23 protein-coding genes and 1 pseudogene are annotated in these 21,465 nt (G+C 63.8%); 13 read left to right on the top strand and 11 right to left on the bottom strand.

Annotated features, from left to right (window positions below; translation table 11 throughout):
• Positions 1-326: 326 nt before the first annotated feature.
• The gene (locus MKD38_RS13035) at positions 327-674 is read right to left on the bottom strand and encodes a helix-turn-helix domain-containing protein (protein ID WP_252677394.1); all 348 of its coding nucleotides are present in this window, start codon (positions 672-674) and stop codon (positions 327-329) included.
• A 619-nt stretch (positions 675-1,293) separates the two neighbouring features.
• Here MKD38_RS13035 and MKD38_RS13030 point away from each other — a divergent pair.
• From MKD38_RS13030 to MKD38_RS13020, 3 genes are all read left to right on the top strand, one after another.
• Positions 1,294-2,325, top strand: a complete 1,032-nt coding sequence (locus tag MKD38_RS13030) for a 1-aminocyclopropane-1-carboxylate deaminase/D-cysteine desulfhydrase (protein ID WP_252677392.1) — start codon at positions 1,294-1,296, stop codon at positions 2,323-2,325.
• 381 nt (positions 2,326-2,706) lie between these two features.
• Complete coding sequence (locus MKD38_RS13025; RefSeq protein ID WP_252677390.1) at positions 2,707-4,095, top strand: amino acid permease; 1,389 nt, start codon at positions 2,707-2,709, stop codon at positions 4,093-4,095.
• Positions 4,096-4,314: 219 nt separating this feature from the next.
• The gene (locus tag MKD38_RS13020; protein ID WP_252677388.1) at positions 4,315-4,653 is read left to right on the top strand and encodes a DUF302 domain-containing protein; all 339 of its coding nucleotides are present in this window, start codon (positions 4,315-4,317) and stop codon (positions 4,651-4,653) included.
• 1 nt (position 4,654) lies between these two features.
• On the opposite strand, the gene MKD38_RS13015 is transcribed toward MKD38_RS13020, so the two are convergent.
• Entirely contained in the window at positions 4,655-5,791 is a 1,137-nt protein-coding gene (locus MKD38_RS13015) for a zinc-binding dehydrogenase (RefSeq protein WP_252677386.1), read from the bottom strand.
• A 330-nt stretch (positions 5,792-6,121) separates the two neighbouring features.
• Here MKD38_RS13015 and MKD38_RS31020 point away from each other — a divergent pair.
• The 5 genes and pseudogenes from MKD38_RS31020 to MKD38_RS12995 form a co-directional block, all read left to right on the top strand.
• Positions 6,122-6,247 (top strand): annotated as a pseudogene (locus MKD38_RS31020) (error-prone DNA polymerase); the annotation flags it as partial.
• Between the two features lie 151 nt (positions 6,248-6,398).
• Complete coding sequence (locus MKD38_RS13010; RefSeq protein WP_371925684.1) at positions 6,399-7,016, top strand: tetratricopeptide repeat protein; 618 nt, start codon at positions 6,399-6,401, stop codon at positions 7,014-7,016.
• A gap of 53 nt (positions 7,017-7,069) precedes the next feature.
• Positions 7,070-7,894 (top strand): CsgG/HfaB family protein, encoded by an 825-nt coding sequence (locus MKD38_RS13005; protein WP_252677384.1) that lies wholly within the window; start codon positions 7,070-7,072, stop codon positions 7,892-7,894.
• A gap of 439 nt (positions 7,895-8,333) precedes the next feature.
• Positions 8,334-9,287: a 5'/3'-nucleotidase SurE gene (locus MKD38_RS13000; protein ID WP_252677383.1), complete on the top strand. Its 954-nt coding sequence runs from the start codon at positions 8,334-8,336 to the stop codon at positions 9,285-9,287.
• A gap of 11 nt (positions 9,288-9,298) precedes the next feature.
• On the top strand, positions 9,299-9,958 hold the full coding sequence (locus tag MKD38_RS12995) for a YajG family lipoprotein (RefSeq protein ID WP_252677382.1): 660 nt from the start codon (positions 9,299-9,301) through the stop codon (positions 9,956-9,958).
• A gap of 34 nt (positions 9,959-9,992) precedes the next feature.
• Here MKD38_RS12995 and MKD38_RS12990 read toward each other — a convergent pair whose 3' ends face one another.
• From MKD38_RS12990 to MKD38_RS12980, 3 genes are all read right to left on the bottom strand, one after another.
• The gene (locus tag MKD38_RS12990; RefSeq protein ID WP_252677594.1) at positions 9,993-10,469 is read right to left on the bottom strand and encodes a hypothetical protein; all 477 of its coding nucleotides are present in this window, start codon (positions 10,467-10,469) and stop codon (positions 9,993-9,995) included.
• Positions 10,470-10,707: 238 nt separating this feature from the next.
• Positions 10,708-11,142 (bottom strand): ester cyclase, encoded by a 435-nt coding sequence (locus MKD38_RS12985; protein WP_252677381.1) that lies wholly within the window; start codon positions 11,140-11,142, stop codon positions 10,708-10,710.
• A 67-nt stretch (positions 11,143-11,209) separates the two neighbouring features.
• Positions 11,210-12,172 carry a Bug family tripartite tricarboxylate transporter substrate binding protein gene (locus MKD38_RS12980; RefSeq protein WP_252677380.1) on the bottom strand — a complete coding sequence of 321 codons (963 nt, stop codon included), beginning with the start codon at positions 12,170-12,172 and terminating at the stop codon, positions 11,210-11,212.
• Between the two features lie 197 nt (positions 12,173-12,369).
• Between MKD38_RS12980 and MKD38_RS12975 the strand changes: the two genes are divergently transcribed.
• From MKD38_RS12975 to MKD38_RS12955, 5 genes are all read left to right on the top strand, one after another.
• Positions 12,370-12,909 carry a VOC family protein gene (locus MKD38_RS12975; RefSeq protein WP_252677379.1) on the top strand — a complete coding sequence of 180 codons (540 nt, stop codon included), beginning with the start codon at positions 12,370-12,372 and terminating at the stop codon, positions 12,907-12,909.
• A complete protein-coding gene (locus MKD38_RS12970) occupies positions 12,906-13,682 on the top strand; it encodes an SDR family NAD(P)-dependent oxidoreductase (protein WP_252677378.1) in 777 nt (258 codons plus the stop codon). Before MKD38_RS12975 ends, MKD38_RS12970 begins: the two co-directional genes overlap by 4 nt.
• A gap of 104 nt (positions 13,683-13,786) precedes the next feature.
• Positions 13,787-14,860 carry a LacI family DNA-binding transcriptional regulator gene (locus MKD38_RS12965; protein WP_252677376.1) on the top strand — a complete coding sequence of 358 codons (1,074 nt, stop codon included), beginning with the start codon at positions 13,787-13,789 and terminating at the stop codon, positions 14,858-14,860.
• Between the two features lie 17 nt (positions 14,861-14,877).
• Entirely contained in the window at positions 14,878-15,318 is a 441-nt protein-coding gene (locus MKD38_RS12960; RefSeq protein WP_115683191.1) for a helix-turn-helix transcriptional regulator, read from the top strand.
• A gap of 51 nt (positions 15,319-15,369) precedes the next feature.
• Positions 15,370-15,780, top strand: a complete 411-nt coding sequence (locus tag MKD38_RS12955; protein WP_252677374.1) for a VOC family protein — start codon at positions 15,370-15,372, stop codon at positions 15,778-15,780.
• A 72-nt stretch (positions 15,781-15,852) separates the two neighbouring features.
• Here the strand turns inward: MKD38_RS12955 and MKD38_RS12950 are convergent, their stop codons facing one another.
• From MKD38_RS12950 to MKD38_RS12925, 6 genes are all read right to left on the bottom strand, one after another.
• The gene (locus tag MKD38_RS12950) at positions 15,853-16,731 is read right to left on the bottom strand and encodes an NAD(P)-dependent oxidoreductase (protein WP_252677373.1); all 879 of its coding nucleotides are present in this window, start codon (positions 16,729-16,731) and stop codon (positions 15,853-15,855) included.
• A 56-nt stretch (positions 16,732-16,787) separates the two neighbouring features.
• Entirely contained in the window at positions 16,788-17,411 is a 624-nt protein-coding gene (locus tag MKD38_RS12945; RefSeq protein ID WP_252677371.1) for a TetR/AcrR family transcriptional regulator, read from the bottom strand.
• Positions 17,412-17,528: 117 nt separating this feature from the next.
• A complete protein-coding gene (gene rocF, locus MKD38_RS12940; RefSeq protein WP_252677369.1) occupies positions 17,529-18,449 on the bottom strand; it encodes an arginase in 921 nt (306 codons plus the stop codon).
• Positions 18,450-18,513: 64 nt separating this feature from the next.
• Positions 18,514-19,842, bottom strand: a complete 1,329-nt coding sequence (locus MKD38_RS12935; RefSeq protein WP_252677367.1) for a phosphoribosyltransferase — start codon at positions 19,840-19,842, stop codon at positions 18,514-18,516.
• A gap of 15 nt (positions 19,843-19,857) precedes the next feature.
• The gene (locus MKD38_RS12930) at positions 19,858-20,871 is read right to left on the bottom strand and encodes a zinc-dependent alcohol dehydrogenase family protein (protein ID WP_252677366.1); all 1,014 of its coding nucleotides are present in this window, start codon (positions 20,869-20,871) and stop codon (positions 19,858-19,860) included.
• Between the two features lie 21 nt (positions 20,872-20,892).
• Complete coding sequence (locus MKD38_RS12925; protein ID WP_252677364.1) at positions 20,893-21,348, bottom strand: universal stress protein; 456 nt, start codon at positions 21,346-21,348, stop codon at positions 20,893-20,895.
• Between the last annotated feature and the right edge of the window lie 117 nt (positions 21,349-21,465).

Below are 21,465 nucleotides of genomic sequence, written 5' to 3'. Positions count from 1 at the left end.
GGAGATGCAAACGGCGCGAGACTAGTTGGCTCGCGCCGTTTGCTTTTCAGCGCTGCTCATCCGTCGGGCGGGTAAGCAGGCTCTCCCTGGTCAGACCAGTGCCTGCAGGCGATCTGCGCTCTCGTCCAGCTGTTGCTTGAGCGGCAAAAGCATGGCGTGGAGGCCGATCGGCCAGCCTCTGCCATTCGAATCCCGCCCGGTGAATGACTGTAGTGCCCTTGACTTCGGTCGCACGACACTCGCTTACGACTTGCTCTTGCCGACGATGCAAGGCAATGCACGCCATAGTGTCCGAAGAGAAGCTCGTCGACATTGGCACTTCCCTTTTATGGGTCACCGTCTCCCTGCACGATACGCTTACGAAACTCGTCGGGCGTTGCGCCCATCAATCGATGGAACATCGCGATAAAAGCGGATGAAGTGCTGTAGCCCAACTCGAGTGCCACCGTCTGCACGGCCAACCCTTCCTCCAGCATGGAGAGCGCCCGCACGAGTCGCAATCGCTGCCGCCATTCCAGGAACGACATGCCAAGATCGCGCTGGCAGCGCCGCGACAAGGTGCGCTCCGTACTGTGTACAGCTTTTGCCCACGCCTCGAGTGGACGATTGTCGCTTGGTTGCTGGCGCAAGGCCTCAAGTATTTGAGCCAGCGCTCGGTCTTCCGAGTTGGGCAAGTATGTATCTTGACGAGGCGCACGGCTCATCTGGTCAACTAACACTCGCATAAGCCGCTCATCGTCGTCATCGCGAGGATAGTCAACTCGCCTCGCCATCAAGTCGGCCAGAATCGCCTTGATTATGGGGCCAGTCGCCAAAGTACACACCTGTGTAGGCAATCTATCGCATAGGTTTGAAGCGATATCCAAGACGCAATAGCAAGCCTCTGACCGTGTACTAGCCCCGTGCTCGGTCCGCGGGGGTAGCCATAGCCCATAGTGCGGCGGCGTCAAGTACGTGCGTACTCCCACAGTTAGCTCAATCACACCGCTGAAAGAGAACACGAATTCGCCCCAGTCGTGGCTCTCATTTGGATACGACGTCACCTCTTTGAGTTGCATCGTTCGGAACACTAGCTCATGCGGCAAGGACCTTCCGAGCGGATAGGAAATTTCAGCGCCAGGCATCTTGTCGGAAACGTCGTATGGGTTGGCGGAATTTCATTATATCCATGCAGACGGCCACCACCACAATGCTGCCATGGGGGGCGGTCCTGGCCGACGAAACGGGCCGTGTGCCTGCATTGTTTTCCGGCCCCCCAGTCACATGTTAGATAGAGATCACTTGAGGAGCACAATGAACGCCCTAGATACGCTCGCCAAACTTCCAAAGCTTAACCTCCGAGGCTTTACATCTCCCGTGCAATACTTGGAGCGTTTTAGTGCGAAGCTTGGCGTCGAGGTATGGTGCAAGCGCGATGACATCGGCACGGTGGGGCTTGCGGGAAACAAGGTACGCAAGCTTGAAGTTGAGCTTGCTCATGCTATCGCTCAGGGTGCTAAACACTTGGTTGCGGAAGGATCGCGTCTTTCCAATGCAACTCGTGCGGTAGCTGCAGCTGCGGCGGCTACCGGTCTTCGTTGCACGCTCGTACTGTGCCACAACGAACCGCGTGAACCCGTGGGCAATCTGCTTTTGGATGGTCTTTTCGGCGCAGATCTACGATTCGTAGGCGACGTGACCTGGCCAGAACTCGCTCAGCATGCTCTGGCGGTGGCCACCGAACTCGAAAATAGTGGGGAAAGCGTCTATCGACTGCCAATCGGCTGTGCCTCGGAGCGAAGCTCTTTGGGATTTGCGATCGCGTACTCCGAGCTTCGCGCGCAAATGGCTGAGCACGGTCGTGAAATCGGCACCATCGTACATGCCAGTTCCTCAGGCGGAACACACTCCGGTCTGGTGCTCGGAAACGTGCTTCACGGTTCTAAAAGCGCGGTAAGGGGAATCGTCGTCGCCGCAGACGTTTACGAGGATGTTCCAGGTCAATACCTAGCCTATGCCCAAGGCGGCGCACGACTAATCGGGGCGGAAGTCGAACTAACCCGCAGCGACATCAACCTCACCGAAGACTACCTTGGAGACGGCTATGGCCTGCCCGCGCCAGGAGTAATGGAGGCGATCGATCTGCTCGCCACGACGGAAGGCATACTCGTAGATCCAGTCTACAGCGCAAAGGCTGTGGCGGCGCTTATCGATCTGGCCGCGAAAAAGGAACTGAAAGGTCCTGTCGTCTTCTGGCACACGGGCGGATATCAGGCGTTATTCGATCCTCACTACTCTCGGAAAGTTTGGAGCGAAATCAAGCGACTTTCAGCTGTGCCACTTTAAAGGCTAGCGTGGAACGTTATTCAACGTCCGAAAACGATAACGACTCGGGGGCGTAACAGGCGCGTGCTCTCGTTCTAATTGCTGAACATTGTCAAAGCATTGGTTACCCGCTAGAGATTGCACGGAAGGCAATCCCCACTCGCGGCATTTTTTTCTGCTACCAGCTTGATTTCCGTGTGAAGAGAGGCCCCGAGTCTGTCTGGAGTGACCTCGCGATGCGCGAGGTCGACTCATACGTTGATGGTTTCAGAATTAAGAGAAATCCAACACTTTTTTAGCACCGCATGGCTGCTACCAAAAACGACATAAAGCCGTCCGGAAAATGGCCGAAGACCCATTGGCTCATATTCCGGGAATCATTGGTATGATTGGAGACAACACATGACATCGAAGCACGAAAACGATTGCCTGATGCGCGGACTAAAAAACCGCCATATACAACTCATCGCGCTTGGGGGTGCAATCGGAACTGGGCTCTTTCTTGGAATCGCCCAAACTATCAAGATGGCAGGCCCCTCCATATTGCTGGGCTATGCTGTTGCGGGTGTCATTGCATTTTTCATCATGCGACAACTCGGCGAAATGGTTGTGGAAGAGCCGGTCGCTGGCTCATTTAGCTACTTTGCTGACAAGTACTGTGGACAGTTCACCGGCTTTGTCGCCGGTTGGAACTACTGGGTGATGTACATCCTCGTGAACATGGCAGAGCTATCTGCGGTAGGAATCTATGTTCAATACTGGTGGCCAGAAGTTCCGACATGGGCGTCCGCGCTTGTCTTCTATGTGATGATTAACCTCATCAACCTGACGAGTGTCAAGTCGTACGGCGAGACGGAATTCTGGTTTTCTATTATCAAGGTCGCCGCCATTCTTGGCATGATCGGCTTTGGTTCCTGGCTACTTTTTACCGGTCACGCGGGCCCTGATGCCACCATTTCCAACCTTTGGCAACACGGCGGCTTCTTCCCGAATGGTGTGTCAGGCCTGGTGATGTCCATGGCTGTCATCATGTTTTCGTATGGCGGTCTCGAACTCATCGGAATCACCGCAGCAGAGGCTGACAATCCAAAGAAAAGCATTCCGAAGGCGACTAATCAGGTCATCTATCGAATCTTGATCTTCTACGTTGGCGCACTTGCAGTGTTGCTTTCCCTTTACCCTTGGGAAAAGGTGGTGACCGGTGGCAGTCCTTTCGTACTGATCTTCCATGCGCTAAACAGCAACATCATTGCGCATGTGCTGAATGTTGTTGTGCTTACAGCCGCTCTATCAGTCTATAACAGCGGCGTGTACTGCAATAGCCGTATGCTGTTTGGCCTCGCACAACAAGGCAATGCACCGCGTGCGCTACTTCAGGTTAGCCGTCGCGGCATTCCGGTTGTCGCAATCGGCGTGTCAGCGATAGCAACCGCGTTCTGCGTAGTCATCAACTATTTCATGCCAGGCAAAGCCTTTGAGCTTCTGATGGGATTGGTCGTGTCGGCCATCGTAATCAACTGGGCAATGATCAGCTTGATTCACCTGAAGTTCCGTAAAGCCAAACGAGAGGCAGGAGAAACTACCCAATTCAAGAGTCCCCTCCATCCGCTCACCAACTATGTTTGCTTGGCTTTCATGGCGTGCATTCTACTGGTTATGTACCTCACGCCGTCTCTCCGCTTGTCTGTCTACCTCATCCCTGTATGGATCGCTGCGCTTGGAGTCGGCTATTGGTTTAAGCAACGTCGGTCAAACTTCGCTCTGCTCGACCAAGTAGCCGCACGCCGCTAGCAATCCGGCTCCTCACGGGATCACACTATCCTGCAGGGCGCCCAAAGTAAGATTGCCCGTGTCGGATGGGTGAGCGAACGACGGGGGTGAAACCATGAAGGGTTTTACCACCGTCGTTCATCAAAAATATGTTACATGGCGCCCGACCCGCAACCGCCAGAAGGATCGATGTGCTTCGAGCGGTGACTTATCATCGCCAGTGCGCCTAATGTCCGCTCCATGAGGCAGCAGCCATTGGGAGTAAGCTCTGCGGATGACCGAGAAGGGTCGATCACAGACGGCCGCAGCATCGCTGGCAGCAGTCAGATGCCGCCGACGCGGGTTCTGATCCATGGCAACGCCAAGCAGGGAACGCCGTTGATGCTCGCGGCACCCAGCGTTGCGCTGGACTTGCCCCTGCGCGTGCTCGTGCGCGACGACTGCCAGGGCAGCACCCGGGCGAGCTTCCACACCGCCGCGGAACTGGAAAGCGCTCACTTATTGCCGGCCGCCACGCGCCGCTGGCTGTGGCGCAGCGGCTGGTTCTTGACACGTGGGCGCGCAAGGCGCCCCCGGTGATTTATCTGGCCAGGCCCTTGTTCGGGTTGATCAGGTACTTCTCCCCCGTCGCGCGCTTGTTGTAGACGGCGATCACGTCCAGGTCCAGCACCTCGGCCAGCGAGATCTCTTTCGAGTAGTGGCTGGCAAAGGTGGTCTTCAGCTCCGCCACCACGCGTTGCTTCAGCGCGTTGGCCCGCTCGCGCCCGATCTTCTGCAGGAACGGGAACAGCAGCCAGCCGCCCATGCCCCACGCCATGCCGAAGTTGCGGTTGAACTCGGTCGGGCTTGTGTCCAGGCCGCCGTAGAGGTAGACCTGCTTGTGGGTGGTCGAGCCATAGCGGCTGTATTCGCGGGCCGTCTTGCTCAAGGCCGCTTCCATGCAGGTGAGGATCTGGCCGGCGAGCTTGCCGCCGCCCGTGGCGTCGAACGCGATCGTTGCGCCGGTGGCGACGAGTGCCTCGGTGAGCTCCTGCATGAACGTGGGCGACGCGGAGTTGCAGACGTGGACCGCACCTTGTGCCTTGAGCAGGTCCGCCTGCTCCTGCTTGCGCACGATGTTCACCAGCTTGATGCCATCCTTGAGACAGATCTGATTGAGCATCTGGCCCAGGTTGGAGGCCGCGGCGGTGTGCACCAGGGCGCTATGTCCTTCGAGCCGCATGGTCTCGACCATGCCCAGTGCGGTGAGCGGGTTGACGAATGACGACGCGCCGTCAGCAGGCGTGGCGCCTTCGGGCAAGACCAGGCACTGGTCCGCGGACATGCAGCGGTACTGCGAGTACATCGCGCCGCCGATGGCCGCGACGGTCTTTCCCATCAAGGCTTGCGCCGCAGGGGACGAGCCTGCATCGACGACCACGCCCGCGCCCTCATTGCCAACCGGCATGGACACATCCAGGCGGCCCGCCATGCTGCGCATCGCGCCTTCCGGAACGCGCGCCGTGACTATGGGGCGCTCGGCCGTGCCGCTGGCCTTGGCCGTGCTCATGTCGGCCGCACCGAACAGCAGGCCGAGATCGGACGGGTTGAGAGGAGAGGCTTCAATGCGGATGAGCACTTCATCCGGGCCAGGATGCGGCGTGTCGATGCTGTCTAGCGATAGCTCGAGTTCACCGCTGCTCTTGATTTGCGAACGAAGTTGAAGTGCGGTGTGCATTCGATGTCTCCTTGGTCTGTCGGTTTGCGGTGAGCCGGGCAGCTGCCTGGGGCTGTTTTCGCCAGCAGTCAGCAATGTAGCAAGTTCCTGCGAATCCCGTACTGGCCGGAAATTCAGGTCATGCGTCGGTCGACAGGCCATCATGCATCGCAGCGTATCCACTGGCCGCATTGATGTCCGGGGAACACAGACGCTGCCCAAGATCACCCTGCGAATGTGTGTGCAGTTGCTAGCCGAAAGGAGTCGATGGAGATACCCCAATGACGCGATCGGCAACTGCCAATGGAGGTTCGGCGATGACAGAGCAAACGATCCGAGAGGCGCTTGCCGGCGCTGCTGGGCGTGGTCGGCACCTGGCAGCGCCAGGGCGACGTGTGCCACCTGGTGGCCAGGAAACTGGTGGACCTGAGCCCGATGCTGGGGCGGCTGCTGGTGGGGAGGCGGGATTTTCATTGAAAACCGGCTTGCCTCGTTGCCGCGGCGAGGCCGTGGGTTGTTTTCCTTCCTTCGTCGGGCAAGGCTATTTTCAAGGGGTGCGGCATTAGTGTGGCGGGGCTAGACTACGTACACTTTGTTACAAAGAAGCTGTAGGTTGCAGAGAGTGTAGATGTATCAGGGCATTCCGTTTATGAGAAGTGTTACGTTTCTGATGATTTTGATGGCTGCTGGCCTTGCAGCATGTGCCGCGCAAACGCCAGCAGACCAGTTGTCACCCCGGTCACCGACGGTACGCCTGTGCAACGGCAACACCTGTACCGACCAGGATCGCCGTGTCGCGACAGGGCAAGCTACACCAGCGGATGTCGACCACCGTATGCAGGCTCTGGCAGCGGTGGCTGAGCGCGATCCGAACGCGGCCTACGACCTTGGCTTGCGCCTGGTGCGTGGCGATGGCGTGGAGCGCAATAGCTATCAGGCCCTCCAATGGTTGCGCCGGGCCGGCGACAACGGCCATACGCAGGCCCAGTTGGCGCTTGGGCGAATCTACCTGATGGGCTTTGAGGAAATGGGCTCGGACCCTGCTGAAGCCGAGGCGTGGCTGACGCGCGCAGCAGCGCAAGGCAGCAAGGAGGCACGAGACCTGCTGCCGCAAGCGCAAGCAGCCAAGAAGGACGAACAGAGCCTGTACCTGGTGCGCGAAGCCTACCGCAAATCCTGGCTGGCCTGGTACAGCAGCTATCCGTACTACTGGGTATGGGACCGCGCCGGCTGGCACCCCCGCTAGGCCCTGCCATCCCCGATTTTTCGTATTACTTCCGTCAACAGGAACGCGTTTTCATGCCGAACAAGACTTCTCTGCGCGTGGCCGGCCTGGCCACATCCCTGATCCTGGCTGGCTGTGCCGCCGGTGGCGGCATCATCAGCACTGGCACGGCACCCACGGCCGCCACCGGCGCAGCGGGCGGGGCAACCAGCGTGAATGCCAATTCGGCGCTGGAGCGCTGCGACAAGCCGCTCGGCACGCTGGCCGTCGATGATGGCCGGGGCAAGGAATGGTATGCGAGCTTCGGCGCAGCCACCAAAGTCACTACCATCGAGCCACTGATCCGCCTGGCGGTGCAGCAGTCGAACTGTTTCGTGATCACCTCGATCGGCAATAACCGCACCGAAAGCAAGCTTTCGAACATTACCGACAAGCAGCGCAATTCCGGCGAGTTTCGGGCCGGTTCGCGCCAGCAGAAGGGGCAGCGCGTCGCGGCCGATTACTACATGGAGCCTTCCATCGTCATCGATAACGACTCCACGGGTCAGATGGCCGCCGGTGTAGGCGGTCTGTTCGGCGCGGTCGGCGCACTCGTCGGCGGCGCCATGCAAAGCAAGGCATCGGTCGTGACCCTGACCATGTTCGACATCCGGTCCGGCGTGCAGCTGTCCATCTCGGAAGGAAACTCCACGGCAACCAACGTCGGTGCCGCCTTCAGCGCCCTGGGCGGTGGTGCGGCCGGCGGACTCTCCGGTTTCTCCCGCACGCCTGAAGGCAAGGCCACCGTGGCGGCATTCATGGACGCTTACAACAACATGGTGGTCTCGCTGCGCAACTACAAGGCTCAGGAAGTGAAGGGCGGGTTGGGCCGCGGCGGCCAGCTCAAGGTGGGCTCGTAGCCTGGCACCTTCAGCGCAGAACCATCTACGTTCTACGCTATCGGCGAGCGCGCACAGCAATCGCCCTGTCGCGCGCCCAGCTGGCGCGGGCTAGGCCAGCCTGGGCCTGTCTGCTCAAGTTCCACCCGCTGGTCCGGCTGCGGTTGCTGGTGGTGATTCGGTTCCCAGCTGCGTCACCGCGCCGCGATATCCGGCCAGTCGTTCGCAAGGCACCCCGGCAGCGCGCATCGCGCCCTTCGTTGTTCACGCAACTGTCATGAACCGCGGTTAAGGTAGCGTCCGTCCACCACGGACGACCCAGGGCGCTGCGCCCGGCCCGCGCCACCTACATCGGCGCTGCCGGCGTGTGCGCCCCGCCAGCCTCACCGGGCTGCCCGCAGTAACTTCCTGCCGCGCGGGCCACGCCCGCATTCCTGAACCACCCAGACCTGCCACCGACATGAAATCCCGCCTGATCGCCGCGGCCTTGCTGGCCGCCACGGCGAGTCCTGCCTTCGCCCTGAACATCCTGCTGACCAACGACGACGGCCTGACCAGCAACCTGAAGGCGCTGTACGACGCGCTCAAGGGTGCCGGCCACAACGTCATCGTCAGCGTACCCTGCACCGGCCAGAGCGGCCGCGGCGCCGGCATCGTGATGTACAGCACCACGGTCATCGTGCCGGACAACGACAAGACTCAGGTCGAGGCCGAAGGCGGTTGCCACAACGGCGCGGCCAAGACCGGCGAGCCGGCGGTCGGCCCCTTCACCAAGGCGGGCTACACCAATGGCGACTACCACTACGCCCACGGCACGCCGGTGATGGCGACCATGTACGGCCTGGACGTGCTGGCGCCGGCACGCTGGGGCAAGGCCCCGGACCTGGTGCTGTCCGGTCCCAACGAAGGCCAGAACGTCGGCCGCATCGTCAACAGCTCGGGCACCGTCAGCAATGCGCAATTCGGCGCGGCGCGCGGCATTCCGTCCATCGCGCTGAGCGCGGGCACGGACTCGGTCGACAATGCCGGCCTGGCGAGCCCGGTGTCCGGCGTGGTGGCGCAGCTGACCATCAAGCTGCTCGGCACGCTGCAGGCCAAGGCCAACGGCGGCCCGCTGCTGCCGGCAGGGCTGGCGCTGAACGTCAACTTCCCGAACGCGCCGACCGCTGCCACGGCGTTCGCGTTCTCGCGGCATGGCAGCTTCGACGCCTATGCGCTGAAGTTCAGCGGCACGGCGCCGTACGGGCTCGGCATCGGCGCCGGCAGCGGCACGCCGAGCGCCGCGCAGGCCGAGGACGAGTCCGTGGTCTACAAGACCAGGACGGCCGTCACCGCCATGCAGATCGGCTTCGACCAGCGTCCCGCCGGCCAGCAATGGCTGCGTCTGCGGCTGGGTGAACTTTTCGGCCAGTGAGGCAGGTTCCGATGAAACGCCTCATTTCCCTGTTTCCCCTGGCAGCCGTGCTGGGGCTGGCCGCTTGCGGCGGCAACGACGCGCCCGACCACGGCGCACCGCCCGCCACCGCGACCCTGTCGGTCACCGACCTGGAGCCTGGCGCCTACGTCGTCAGCGTGGGCGATGCCGACAACCCCACCGTCGGCAAGTACTACGCCGGCACGGACGGCAGCCGCTACCTCGCCCTGGCCGATGCAGAAGACAAGGCCACCGCTATTTACCGTCGCGACCAGGGCGGCAGCTGGGTCGCCGCACCGGGCGCGGACGCGTCCGCCAGCGTCAAGCTGCTGAGCCAGGCTGCGGTGCCCGCCGCGAGCGTCGACCTTGCCAGCTTGGCCGGCACTTACACCACGGTGCTGCCTGGCGGCGCCAGTGCCAGCTTCACCGTCACCGCAGAAGGCAAGATCGCACCCGGCGCTTCGGCGTGCCAGCTATCGGGAACGCTGGCCGCGCAGGCCATGCCCAATACGCTGGGCCTGAAGCTGTCGACGTCGGCCTGCGGCACGCTGCCCGCCAGCGCCAGCGCCAGCGGTGTGCTCGCCATCGATACCGACTACCAGCCGGCCTCGTTCCGACTGATCGCGGACGACGGTGGCTGCGTGGTGGACCTGTGGGCGTATCGCGACTAAGCGATGCCGCGACTGGGCGATGCAGCCTGGCGTGCTAACGCATCGCCAGGCTGCCGGCCAGCATCTGCTGTTCTGCCGAGAGCTCGCGAATGGCCTGGTTCAGTGTCGCCGTCGTGGTGGTGATGGCGGCGCCCAGGCTGGCGATTTCCTGCTGCAGCACCGCGATGCGGATGCGCTTCTGGTCCGGCGTGCCGGTGGTGGCGTTCTTCGCCGCCTCCAGCTCCTGCAGCTTGCGCGCCAGCTGCGCGCGCAGTTCGCGCAGGCGCTTGATCGCATCCTTGGCCTGATCGGGCAGGCCGCTGTCGTCGACATCGCTGTTGTCGCGCACGGAAGCGGCCTGGTTGCCAGCGAGCGCATGGCCGGGGGCCGAGATATGGATCTCGGTACTGGCCGCCGGCCGGGTGCGGATCCCCGGCGCGTCACTGGCGCTTGCGCTGGTGGACGCGGCAGCTGCCGCGGGCGCATCCGTCGACACGGCAGCCGCTGGCTTGGCTGCGATCGGTTCGATCATCGTCACGGTGGTACTTCTCCTGGTTTGCCGGCGGCGGGGAATTCGATCTCGGAAGCTGCCGGCTCCAGGCGGATATCGGCTGTTGGTGCGCGGACTTGAATTGCCGCGCGGCCAGTGTGCCGCGCAGCCGCGGTGTTGATACCGGAAACCGGTGTCGAGACGCGCTGAAAGGTTGAAGCGGCGCCCCGCTCAGCATCGCCACGGTTTCAACGACACGCCTTCCGCAAGCCCGGTGAGCTCAGAGCAGCCCAAGTGCCCTCAGCTTGGCGTCGGGTGCCGAGTACGGTCGCTCGCAGATGATCTTGTCCGAGCCCGGCGCGAACTCGAACGCGGCAGCCATGCGCACACGGAAGGTTCGGCCGGTTGGGGCAAAGGTCTTGCCGTTTGCCTGCAGCGGTCCCAGATGCGTGCCCTGGAGCCAGAATTCCACCAGGACTGTGTCGCCTGCCGCCGCAATGGCGATGATTTCATTCTTGAGATCGGGGAAGGGGATGCGCGACGCGTCGAAATATCCGCGCACCGCGGTCTCGCCGTCGAACACGGCACCACTGCCGTGCATTTCGTAGCGCGGATGGGCGAACGTGTCGATCACGGCGTCCCAGTCATGCACGCATTCCAGCGCCATGTGATCGCGCACGGTCTGGATGCGTGCAGTGTTCAGGGCATGGGACATGAAGGCGGGGCTCCTGCTGAGATGGTGGAATTTGCATAATGGCCAGGCCTGCGCCGCGCTGGCGCGGCTAGTCCAGCTTGATGCGAGCCTGCGCGGCGATAGCCTTCCACATCGGAATATCGCGGGCGTTGGCGGCTTGCTGCTCGGGGCCCGGCACGTACCTGGCAGTGATGCCGAGTGACAGCAGTTTCCTGGCGACTTCCGGTTCCTTCAGCGTGGTTTCCAGGACGCGGGACAGCTTGTCGACGACGGGCTTCGGCGTCCTGGCGGGCACATACATGACCCAGGTCAGTTCGCGGTCGAACTCCACGCCCTGCTCCTGGTAGCTGGGGACATTCGGCAGGCTTGGCGAGCGGCGTGTGCAGACGGCGAGCGCCTTGACCTTGCCCTCCTGGACGAAAGGCGTGGCGGTCACCATGTCGACGAAGCCCACCGAGATGTGGTTGCCGATGATGTCGGTGACGATCTGCGCAGTACCCTTGTATGGCACATGCTGCAGCGGAATCCCGGTTTTCTGGCTCAGCACCTCGCCGCAGAAGTGGCCGGTCGATCCCGCCCCCCAGCTTGCGTACTGGATCGGCGCGGTGTCCTTGCGCGACTGCGCGACCAGGTCCCTGACGTTGTTGGCCGGGTACTGGTTGGCCGCAATCATGACGATCGACGAATTGCCGATCGCACCAAGGCTCTGGAAATCGCGTACCGGGTCGTAGGGCAGCTTGTTGTAGGTGGCCGGCGCAAGCTGATGGGTCGACATGCCGCCGATCATGATCGTGTAGCCATCAGGCGCCGCGGTAGCCACCGCGTGCGTGCCGATCGTGCCGGCCGCGCCCGGCTTGTTTTCCACGACCACGGGTTGCCTGAGATGCGCCGCAAAGCGCTCCGCGAGCAGGCGCCCGAGGATGTCGCCGCCGCCACCTGCGGAGAAGGGCAGCAGCATGCGGACCGGCCGGTCCGGATAACCCGAGTCGTCGGCACCCAGCGCTCCAGTGGTGGCCGCTGCAAGCAGGGCGCCTGCCAGGACTTTGTTCATGGTTGTCTCCAAGGGGGCATCACCCATTCTGGTCGCGGGTGCCTTCGGTTTGTTCCATTTGATATGGAAACGTTTCCAACAAGTTTCGTAATCGCGCCGCACAGCCGCAATTATGGTTAACGCTAGGGGTCACCATTTCCCAGTCTGGTTTAGAGTGCGGGAATGGAAACGTTTCCATAAAACCCGAGGGGAATTCGATGAGCTTGCTGTTCGGTGGTCTTTGCCAGGTCGGCTACGTCGTTCGCGATATCGAGCGGGCCATGCGCCACTGGAGCGAGGAGCTCGGGGTAGGGCCGTGGTTCTACAAGGAAGCGGTCGGCACCACGGAGTTCCGCTACTACGGTGAAGCGTCGGCGCTACCAGATCTGTCGATTGCGCTGGCCAATTCGGGCGGCGTCCAGATCGAGCTGATCCAGCAACGCAACGATGCCCCGTCGCTGTATCTGGATTCGCTGAAGAACGCCGGAGAGGGCATGCAGCACGTTGCCTACTGGACGGACGACCGCTTCGACGCGTTCGCCGAGCGGCTGCGGGCGCGCGGTTACGTGGAAGGGCACGGCGGCCGCATGGGCATGCGCGGACGCTTTGCCTACTATGTGCATGTGGATCTGCCGGGCAACATCGTCGAAATCTCGGAGATGAGCGGCGGCAAGGGCGACCATTTCGCGATGATCGCCGCAGCAGCGCGGCACTGGGACGGCGCCGACCCGATCCGTCGGATCGGAGCGCAGCCATGACGGCCATCGAAAGCAAGGAGCCGGCGCGACGCGTCGCGGTGGTGACCGGCGCGGCACGGGGCATCGGCCTCGCGATTGGCGCGCGGCTTGCCGCCGACGGCTTCTCGATCGCGCTGTGGGATCGCGATGCCCGGCCGCTTGCACAGGCCGCAAAGGCCTTGCGGGATCACGGCGCAACAGTGCTCGATGTCGCCGTCGACATTACCGGGCGCGCGCAGGTCGACCGGGCCCTGGCGCAATCCACGGAAGCGCTGGGAACGCCCACGGCGCTGGTCAACAATGCCGCCATTCTCGGACGCCATGGCCCCACGGCCGAGGCATCGATGGACGAATGGAAGCGCGTGTTCGATGTGAATGTCTTCGGCGCCTTGCAATGTGCGCAGGCACTGGTGCCCGCGATGGTGAAACAGGGATATGGCCGGGTGGTCAATGTGGCATCGATCGCCGGCAAGGAGGGCAACCCGTTTGCGGGCGCCTATGCGGCATCGAAGGCGGCGCTGATATCGATGACCAAGAGCCTGGGCAAGGAACTGGCCGAGGCGGGCGTTCTGGTCAACTGCATCACCCCGAGCGCGGCCGATACCGACATCTTTGGGACATATGACGAGAGCCAGCGCGCGCAACTGCGGGCGCGCCTGCTCGAACGCGTGCCGATGAAGCGCTTCGTGCGCGTCGAGGAGGTGGCCGAGATGGCGGCGTGGCTGTGTTCCGCGCGCTGCAGTTTCAGCACGGGCGCCGTCTTCGACATCAGTGGCGGGCGCGCCGTGTACTGAGGCCACGGCCGGGGCGCTCCGCGGCTTTTGGGAGATAATCGCAGGCCGAGAAGCCGGCAGCGGCGCCCTTTCCATGCGTCCGCTATTTTCCGCCAGGAACACCGATGAGCAGCCGAACGCGCACTACCAGCCCCGCCTCACCTGCACGCGTCACGATTCGAGACGTGGCGCGGGCGGCCGGCGTGTCGCTGGGTACGGCATCGCGGGCGCTGAATCGCAGCGGCCCGGTCAGCGACGCGGCCCTGCAGGCGGTGGAGCGCGCGGCGAAGGCGCTGGCGTATGCGCCCGACCCGATTGCGCAGAGCCTGCGCACGGGTACGTCCGGCGTGGTGGGGCTACTCGTTTCCGATCTGGCCAATCCGCTCTACGCTCGCATCATCACCGCGGTCGAAATCCGTCTGCAGCGCGAAGGCTACGCCATGGTGGTCGGCAACACGCACAACAGCAAGGCGCAGGAAGAGCTGATGGTGGACCTGTTCCGCCGGCGTCGCGTCGATGGCCTGATTCTGGGGCCATGCGAAGTCGAGCGGTCCGAATACCTCGACCAGGTCTCGCGCGATCTTGCCGTCGTGGCGATGGACCGCGATTTTGGTGAGAATGGCTCCGGCGTCCACGTCGATCACTTCCGCGGCGCATACGAAGCCTGCCGCTATCTGCTTGACCTGGGCCACACGCGCATCGCGCTGATGACCTCCGATGCCGCGTTGCGCCCCGGCCGCGAACGCATCCACGGCTATCGCGCGGCGCTGCAGGAGCGCGGCGTGGCGGTGGACCAGACACTCGTGCGCTCCAGCCGCTCGGCCATGGATTTTTCCTTCAGCGACGCGCTCGCCCTGCTGTCGGCAAGAGACCGACCGACGGCATTCATTTGCCTGGGCACGCGGATACTGTCCGGCGTGCTGCAGGCAACGCGACAAAGCGGCCATCGCGTGCCGCTCGATGTCAGCCTGATCTGCGTCGGCGACGGCGACCTGCCGCAGCTGTATTCGCCGGCCATCACCGCAGTCAGCTGGGACCTCGAGGCGGTGGGCACGGCCGCCGCTGAAATCCTGCTGAGAGCCATTGGCGATCACGAAGCCGGGGCTGATACCAAGGCGGCGGCGGGGCAGGAAGTGCGGCTGGCCACGCAGTTGGTGTTGCGGGAATCCTGCGCGCCGCCTGCGGCCGCCAGGGCCTGAGGGCCGGCCATACGCCGATGCCCGCCGCCACCCCCGACACCGTCCTGCGTGACCTGGCGCGCCTGCGCCGGGTCCGCGACCGCATTGACCGCGACTACGCCCAGCCGCTGGACGTCGAGGCGCTTGCGCGGGGTGTGCATATGTCCGCGGGTCATCTCAGCCGGCAGTTCCGGCTGGCCTATGGCGAGTCGGTCTACGCCTACCTGATGACCCGGCGCATCGAGCGCGCCATGGCGCTGCTGCGGCGTGGCGACCTGAGTGTCACCGAGGTCTGCTTCGAGGTCGGCTGCTCGTCCCTGGGGTCCTTCAGTTCAAGGTTCACCGAACTGGTTGGCGTTTCGCCCAGCATTTACCGGCGCGATTGCGCGCGCGAGGCCGAGGGCATCCCGTCCTGCATCGCCAGGCAGGTGACGCGTCCGGTCAGGAATCGAGAAGCGCCGGAACCGTCGTCCGACTAGACTGGCGTCCATGCATCACCCCTCACCCCTCACTGCTTACGGAGACTGATCATGGACCTCACCATTCATTCGACCTTTCTGCCGCATTCCGATCCGGAGGTCTCGCTGGCGTTCTACCGGGACGCCCTGGATTTCGAGATCCGCAAGGATGTCGCCTTTGGCGGCCACCGCTGGATCACCATTGGCCCGAAGGGCAAGCCCGACACCTCCATCGTCCTGTACCCGCCAAACGCGACCCCGGGCGTCACCGACGACGAGAAGCGCACCATCGCCGAGATGATGGCCAAGGGTACTTTCGCCATCCTGCTGCTTGGCGCGAAGGACCTGGACGCCGTCTTCCAGCGCCTGCAGGACCGCGACGCCGAGATCGTGCAGGAGCCGACAGACCAGCCTTACGGCGTGCGCGATTTCGCGGTGCGCGATCCGGCCGGCAACATGATCCGGATCCAGCAACTCAAATGACAAAGGCGCCGGCCATGCGCCGGGCCTTGGTTCGTGCCAGCCTCTGCGAAGCAGTCACCGTGCGGTGGCCGTTCAGGCCTGCCCGGCACGGCGCGCGGACGTGCGCGACAGTGCCGCCCAGTCCAGGTGGCCTTCGCCATGGGCCAGGCTTTCGATATGTGTATCGCGCAGGGTGCTGGCCAGGGGAAGGGGAACGTTGGCCTGTTCCGCCGCTTCCAACGCCAGGCGCACGTCCTTGAGGCCTAGCGCCAGCTTGAATCCCGCTGGCTCGAAGCGCTCTTCGGCGATGGCCTGCCCATAGCCCTTGTAGACAGTAGCAGCGAAGGCCGTGGACGTGACCAGTTCCAGAAAACCGGCCTTGTCCACCCCATGGCCGTGCGCCAGTGCCACTGCTTCGCCCATCGTACCGATGGCGCTGGCGATCATGAAGTTCACGGCCAGCTTGGCGGCATTGGCCTGTTCTGGCCGTGCGCCCAGGCGCCAGGTCTTCTGGCCGATTGCATCCAGCAGCGGCTGCACGGTTGCAATGGCGTCGGAATTGCCCGCTACCAGGATGTTGAGCTGGCCCGCTTCAGCAACGTTTACCCGGCCCAGTACCGGTGCGGCGACATAGCCCGCGCCTTGCGCCTGGTGTAACGCAGCCAGTTCGGCTGCCAGGGCCACCGAGATCGTGGCCATGTTGACATGGATGGCTCCGCGCTTCAGCGCCGACAGTGTCCGTGCGTCCAGTATCGCGGCACGGGTGGCCGCATCGTCGGCCAGCATCGAGATCAGCACGTCCGCATCGGTGACCGCCTCGACAGGCGTGGTCGCGCCTTGCCCGCCGAGCGCTGCCAGTTTCGCCACCGGCGTGGGCGAGCGATTCCAGCCGCGCACTGCATGGCCGGCCTTGAGCAAGTTTGCAGCCATTGGCAGGCCCATGGTGCCCAGGCCAAGAAAAGCGATCTTCATCGGTGTTCTCCTCGGTCAAAATGGAATCGATTGTTTCCTAAATAGGAAAAAAAATTTCAGGCTAATACCTGGAGTGCGGCCGTTGCCACGGCTTGCATCTGTTCGCGGCTGCGTCCGGTCTTGCCGACGACCCGCATGCCTTGCGTCAGGCATAACAGCATCCGCGCAGTCGCTTCGACGTCCACATGGGCCGGGATCGAGCCGTCTTGCTGGCCCTGGCGGATCAGGTCGGCCAGTAACGCCTCGTTGCGCGACATCGCGGCGGCGATGTGGCCGGCCATTGGCTTGTCGAATGCCGACAGTTCGACCGCGCTGCCAACGACAAGGCAACCTTGCCGGCCGGCGGCGCCCTGCGCGGAGTCGGCATAGAAGTCCAGCGTGGCGCGCAGGCGTTCCAGCCCGGTGCCGGCGTTGTCGATGGCCTGGTGCAGCTTCTCCGCCCGCTGGGCGTGGTAGCGATCGAACGCCGCCAGGAACAGCGACTGCTTGTCCTTGAACGCCTTGTAGAGGCTGCCCTGGGCGAGATGCATGGCGCGGGTCAGGTCGGAGATCGAAGCGCCGTGGTAACCGCGTTCGCTGAAAACGCGCACGGCCCGGTCCAGCGCCTGGTCGACGTTGAACTCGCGCGGGCGGCCCCGGCTGCGTGTGCGTGTGGGAACCTGGGGGTGGGTGGCTGTCATGCTGCCAGATCGGCAAATTAGGAAACGATGGCTCCCAATATAGCACCTCATCGGCGCTTCGTCATGGCGGCGTCCCTGTACGGCATTGAAGTATCGACAGGCACGCCGTGCAACTTTTTAACCCGGCGGCGGACGCCACAGCGTGGATTTTCCGAACAGGCTTTCCACCAGGTCCACGGCCAGTTGCGCGGTCTGGTTGCGCACGTCGCAGGCCGGGTTCAGTTCCATCACGTCGAGCGATGCCAGCTGGCCGGTATCGGCAATCATCTCCATGCACAGCTGGGTTTCGCGATAGGTCGGCCCGCCCGGCACGGTCGTGCCCACGCCGGGCGCGATCACGCAGTCGAGGAAATCCACGTCAAAGCTGACGTGCAGGTGCGTCTGCGCGTCGATGCCCGCCAGCGCCTGTTGCATGGTGTGGCGCATGCCGTTCTCGTCGATGTAGCGCATGTCGTACACCGCCAGGTGCAACTCGTGCAGGCGGCGCTTTTCCTCGGCATCGACGCTGCGGATACCAATCTGCCGGATCGCGCTGCGCTGCACTGCTGGCGCCGCCCCGGCCAGCGTGGTCAGCGGTGCCGGCCCGTCTCCACACAAACAGGCCACCGGCATGCCATGCATGTTGCCGGTGGGCGTGGTGGTGCCGATATTGGCGTCGGCGTGCGCATCGAGCCACAGCACCATCAGGGTCTTGCCGGTGTCACGGCAATGGCGCGCCGCGGCGCTGATCGAGCCGATCGCCAGGCAATGGTCGCCACCCATCAGCAGCGGCAGCCGACCGGCTTGCAGGGTGCCGAGACATGCGTCATAGACCGCACGGTTCCACGCCAGCACTTCGTCGAGGTGGCGCAGGCCGTCCCGGGGCGGCTCCCAGGGATTGGCGGGGCCGTCGAGGTTGCCGGCGTCCTCGACCTGCAGTTTGTTGCGCGACAGCGCCTGCGCCAGGCCGGCGACGCGCAGCGCCTCCGGGCCCATCGACGAGCCGCGCGTGCCCGCCCCGACGTCGGTGGGGGCTCCAATCAGCGTGACAGGTTTCATGGCATGAATGCGGTGTGAGTGCGGATGCCAGCATGCGTTTGCAGGTTTCGTACCCGCTGGTCAGCTATTGGCGTCCGCTGTAACTCAGGCATGGACGCGATGCCTGCGCAAGGTGCTGCTCAAACCAATTCGCTGTGAGCGTCGCGATCTCCTCCAGTGCCTTGCGGTCGTCGAAACCGCACCCGCTCGCCCGGACCAGCCTGAGTTGTCGCGGACAATGCATCTGCTCGAAGGCAAGATGATGGATCCGGATGCTCTCCGGATTACCGCTTGCACATATCAGCAAGGTCGGCGCCTCCAGCCGTTGCAGGGCGGCGCTGCCGGCCAGGTCGATTCGTCCTGCCACGCAGGCGACGGCGCCAGGCTGTGGCGCGCCGTCCGCTGCCAAGCGCACGGCGGCCGCGGCGGCGGTGCCGGCACTGAGCAAGCCAACGGGCAGTTTTGCGAACGGCGTGCCGGCACGCAGGACGCTCAGGACCTGGTCCAGCCTTCTCGCCAGGTCATCGACATCCGCATCCGGCGCGTCGTCGGCGCGGCTGTCGGGCTGCAGGTCGACCAGCATCGTGGCAAATCCCTTTCCACGCAGCTTGCGTGCCAGGTAGTGGCTTCGGGCAGCGCGTCGCTGTGCGCCACCGGCGTGCACCATCACCACGACGCCGATGGGGTTGGGCGCGGATTCGAGCATGGCCCGCAGGCAAGTCGTGCGGTAGGGAATCCGCATGGCCTTGGCCAGTGAGGGCACGCCTGCCACCGCACTTGCCCGGGGGCGGAGGGGGGATCGAGTTGATGCCATCCCTGTCAATTGCCGGACCCGGTCATCGCTGACCAGTTGGAACTCGTGATAGAAGTGCGCAAGGCTGTCGATGTGATCCGGCGTGTCGAGGCAGACGATTTCATCGGCCAGCGCGCGGACCTGGTCCAGGCCTGCCTTGCTGGCGATCGGCAAGGCGCATATCAGCCGCGCGGGGCCGCGCTTGCGCAGGCTTGCAAGCGCGGCATGCATGCTCGCGCCGCTCACCAGGCCGTCGTCCACGACGATCACCACGCGGCCGCAGGGATCGGCCGGCTTGCGAACCGGCGTATAGACCGCGCGCTGCCGGCAGAGCTGGTCGAAGTGGATGCCGCGCAGGCTGCCGGCGCCGCTGTTCGCATCCGCGCCGTTGGTACGCCAGGTCTTGCCCGTGTCGTCCAGCGCCACGCCCGCGTCGATCTTGCGCGCCATCACGAGGTCGAAATCGGCGCACAAGGCGTCGGCCACGACGCGCCCGACCGGGACGCCGCCGCGCGGTATCGCCAGCACCAGCACGCCAGTTCCCCGATAGGCGCGCAACGCCGAGGCCAGTTCCGAGCCAGCAAGCTCGCGCGTCAGGAATCGGGTTTGGTATCGGCTCATTGCAATGCCTGGGAGCTATGGAGAAATTTTCAGTACGGCGGCACCGGCAAGGCGGCTTTCGCGCAGGTCGGCCAATGCCGCGTTGGCTTGTTCCAGCGGATAGGCGATGGTGTGCGTCACCAGCGGCGTGCGCTCGGCAATATCCATTAACGCAAGGCCGTCGGTGCGCGTAAGGTTGGCGACGGAACACAGGCGCCGCTCTTCCCAGAGCACCTGGTAAGGCATGCTTGGCACATCGCTCATGTGAATTCCGCCGCAGACAACGATGCCGCCCTTGTCCACGTCGCGTAGCGCTTTGGGTATCAATGCACCCACCGGAGCAAAAATCAGCGCAGCGTCCAGCGGCACGGGCGACTGAAGCTCGCTCGAACCGGCCCAGCAGGCGCCCGTCTGATAGGCGAGTTGCTGGGCCCTTGTATCGCCCGTGCGGGTGAAAGCGTAGACCTCGCGGCCCTGCGCTACGGCGATCTGCGTGACGAGGTGGGCCGCGGCGCCGAAGCCGTAGATGCCGATGCGGCGCGCATGGTTGGCTGCGCCCGCCATGCGTAGCGTGCGATAGCCGATCAGGCCGGCGCAGAGCAGTGGCGCGGCGTGTTCGTCATCGTAGGCGGGGGGAAGCCGGAAGCAAAATGCGCTGTCGGCAACCGCGTACTCGGCATAGCCACCGTCGCGGGTATAGCCGGTGAACAGCGGCGCGCTGCAAAGATTCTCGCGATGACGCAGGCAGTAGCGGCAAGCGCCGCATGCATGCCCGAGCCATGGCACGCCGACGCGCTCGCCGGGAGTGAAGGCGATGACGCCGGCGCCGCATGCATCCACCCGTCCGACGATCTCGTGTCCTGGTATGAGGGCCGGTTTGGGATGGCGCAGGTCGCCGTCGACGATGTGCAGGTCGGTACGGCACACGCCGCAGGCCGCCACGGCGATGCGAAGTTCGCCGGGACCGGGCTCTGGAACCGGCAAGCGACGAAGGTGCAGCGGCAAGCCTGCGCCCTCGAACACCATCGCGCGCATGGTCGGGCGGGACATAAGGTATTGCGCCGGGTAGGGCTAGCCTTCGATTTCGCTACGGACCAGCAGCACGGGCTTGCTCGTCTTGGCCAGCACGCCTTCCGATACGCTGCCCATCAGCAGGCGCCGTACCCCGCGGCGACCGTGCGTGCCAAGCACGATCAGGTCGGCATTCCAGGCATCGGCTTCGGCGACAATGGTCGCCGAGATCCTGCCCGGCGCCACCGGCTTTTCGTCAAGCTGCATCACATTGCGCACACCGGCCTCGCTGAGCCTGACGGATGCCGCATCCAGCGCCTTGCGGCCATGCGCAAGGATGCTGTCGACCAGTTCTTTCGGATTGAAGTAGCTGGCTTCGAAGAAGACATCGGTGTCGTCCGCCACGAACAAGGCCTTGACCTCGGCGCCGGTCGCCCTGGCAATGATGATGGCCTGGCTCATTGCCAGGTCCGAAGAACGGCTGCCGTCGACGGCGAGTAGGATGCGCTGGTACATGATGAGTCTCCTGACAAAGGGAGGTGCGGAATCGAGGCCGCGGGGCGTTGCCTTTCAGCGTAGATGCCGGCGGGGATCCGCGTTTGATCAGCATCAATCTGAAGCGGCAGGGCTGGC

This window comes from Cupriavidus sp. WGlv3 (assembly GCF_023952475.1).
GTDB classification, from domain to species: Bacteria; Pseudomonadota; Gammaproteobacteria; order Burkholderiales; family Burkholderiaceae; genus Cupriavidus; species Cupriavidus phytorum.
This window is presented reverse-complemented; position numbering and strand designations above follow the sequence as displayed.

Bases quoted from the DNA above. Each gene is read 5' to 3' on its own strand.
- MKD38_RS13030 (WP_252677392.1), top strand. From the start codon at position 1,294: ATGAACGCCCTAGATACGCTCGCCAAACTTCCAAAGCTTAACCTCCGA.
- MKD38_RS13025 (WP_252677390.1), top strand. From the start codon at position 2,707: ATGACATCGAAGCACGAAAACGATTGCCTGATGCGCGGACTAAAAAAC.
- MKD38_RS13020 (WP_252677388.1), top strand. From the start codon at position 4,315: ATGAGGCAGCAGCCATTGGGAGTAAGCTCTGCGGATGACCGAGAAGGG.
- MKD38_RS13015 (WP_252677386.1), bottom strand. From the start codon at position 5,791: ATGCACACCGCACTTCAACTTCGTTCGCAAATCAAGAGCAGCGGTGAA.
- MKD38_RS13010 (WP_371925684.1), top strand. From the start codon at position 6,399: ATGTATCAGGGCATTCCGTTTATGAGAAGTGTTACGTTTCTGATGATT.
- MKD38_RS13005 (WP_252677384.1), top strand. From the start codon at position 7,070: ATGCCGAACAAGACTTCTCTGCGCGTGGCCGGCCTGGCCACATCCCTG.
- MKD38_RS13000 (WP_252677383.1), top strand. From the start codon at position 8,334: ATGAAATCCCGCCTGATCGCCGCGGCCTTGCTGGCCGCCACGGCGAGT.
- MKD38_RS12995 (WP_252677382.1), top strand. From the start codon at position 9,299: ATGAAACGCCTCATTTCCCTGTTTCCCCTGGCAGCCGTGCTGGGGCTG.
- MKD38_RS12990 (WP_252677594.1), bottom strand. From the start codon at position 10,469: ATGATCGAACCGATCGCAGCCAAGCCAGCGGCTGCCGTGTCGACGGAT.
- MKD38_RS12985 (WP_252677381.1), bottom strand. From the start codon at position 11,142: ATGTCCCATGCCCTGAACACTGCACGCATCCAGACCGTGCGCGATCAC.
- MKD38_RS12980 (WP_252677380.1), bottom strand. From the start codon at position 12,172: ATGAACAAAGTCCTGGCAGGCGCCCTGCTTGCAGCGGCCACCACTGGA.
- MKD38_RS12975 (WP_252677379.1), top strand. From the start codon at position 12,370: ATGAGCTTGCTGTTCGGTGGTCTTTGCCAGGTCGGCTACGTCGTTCGC.
- MKD38_RS12970 (WP_252677378.1), top strand. From the start codon at position 12,906: ATGACGGCCATCGAAAGCAAGGAGCCGGCGCGACGCGTCGCGGTGGTG.
- MKD38_RS12965 (WP_252677376.1), top strand. From the start codon at position 13,787: ATGAGCAGCCGAACGCGCACTACCAGCCCCGCCTCACCTGCACGCGTC.
- MKD38_RS12960 (WP_115683191.1), top strand. From the start codon at position 14,878: ATGCCCGCCGCCACCCCCGACACCGTCCTGCGTGACCTGGCGCGCCTG.
- MKD38_RS12955 (WP_252677374.1), top strand. From the start codon at position 15,370: ATGGACCTCACCATTCATTCGACCTTTCTGCCGCATTCCGATCCGGAG.
- MKD38_RS12950 (WP_252677373.1), bottom strand. From the start codon at position 16,731: ATGAAGATCGCTTTTCTTGGCCTGGGCACCATGGGCCTGCCAATGGCT.
- MKD38_RS12945 (WP_252677371.1), bottom strand. From the start codon at position 17,411: ATGACAGCCACCCACCCCCAGGTTCCCACACGCACACGCAGCCGGGGC.
- rocF (WP_252677369.1), bottom strand. From the start codon at position 18,449: ATGAAACCTGTCACGCTGATTGGAGCCCCCACCGACGTCGGGGCGGGC.
- MKD38_RS12935 (WP_252677367.1), bottom strand. From the start codon at position 19,842: ATGAGCCGATACCAAACCCGATTCCTGACGCGCGAGCTTGCTGGCTCG.
- MKD38_RS12930 (WP_252677366.1), bottom strand. From the start codon at position 20,871: ATGTCCCGCCCGACCATGCGCGCGATGGTGTTCGAGGGCGCAGGCTTG.
- MKD38_RS12925 (WP_252677364.1), bottom strand. From the start codon at position 21,348: ATGTACCAGCGCATCCTACTCGCCGTCGACGGCAGCCGTTCTTCGGAC.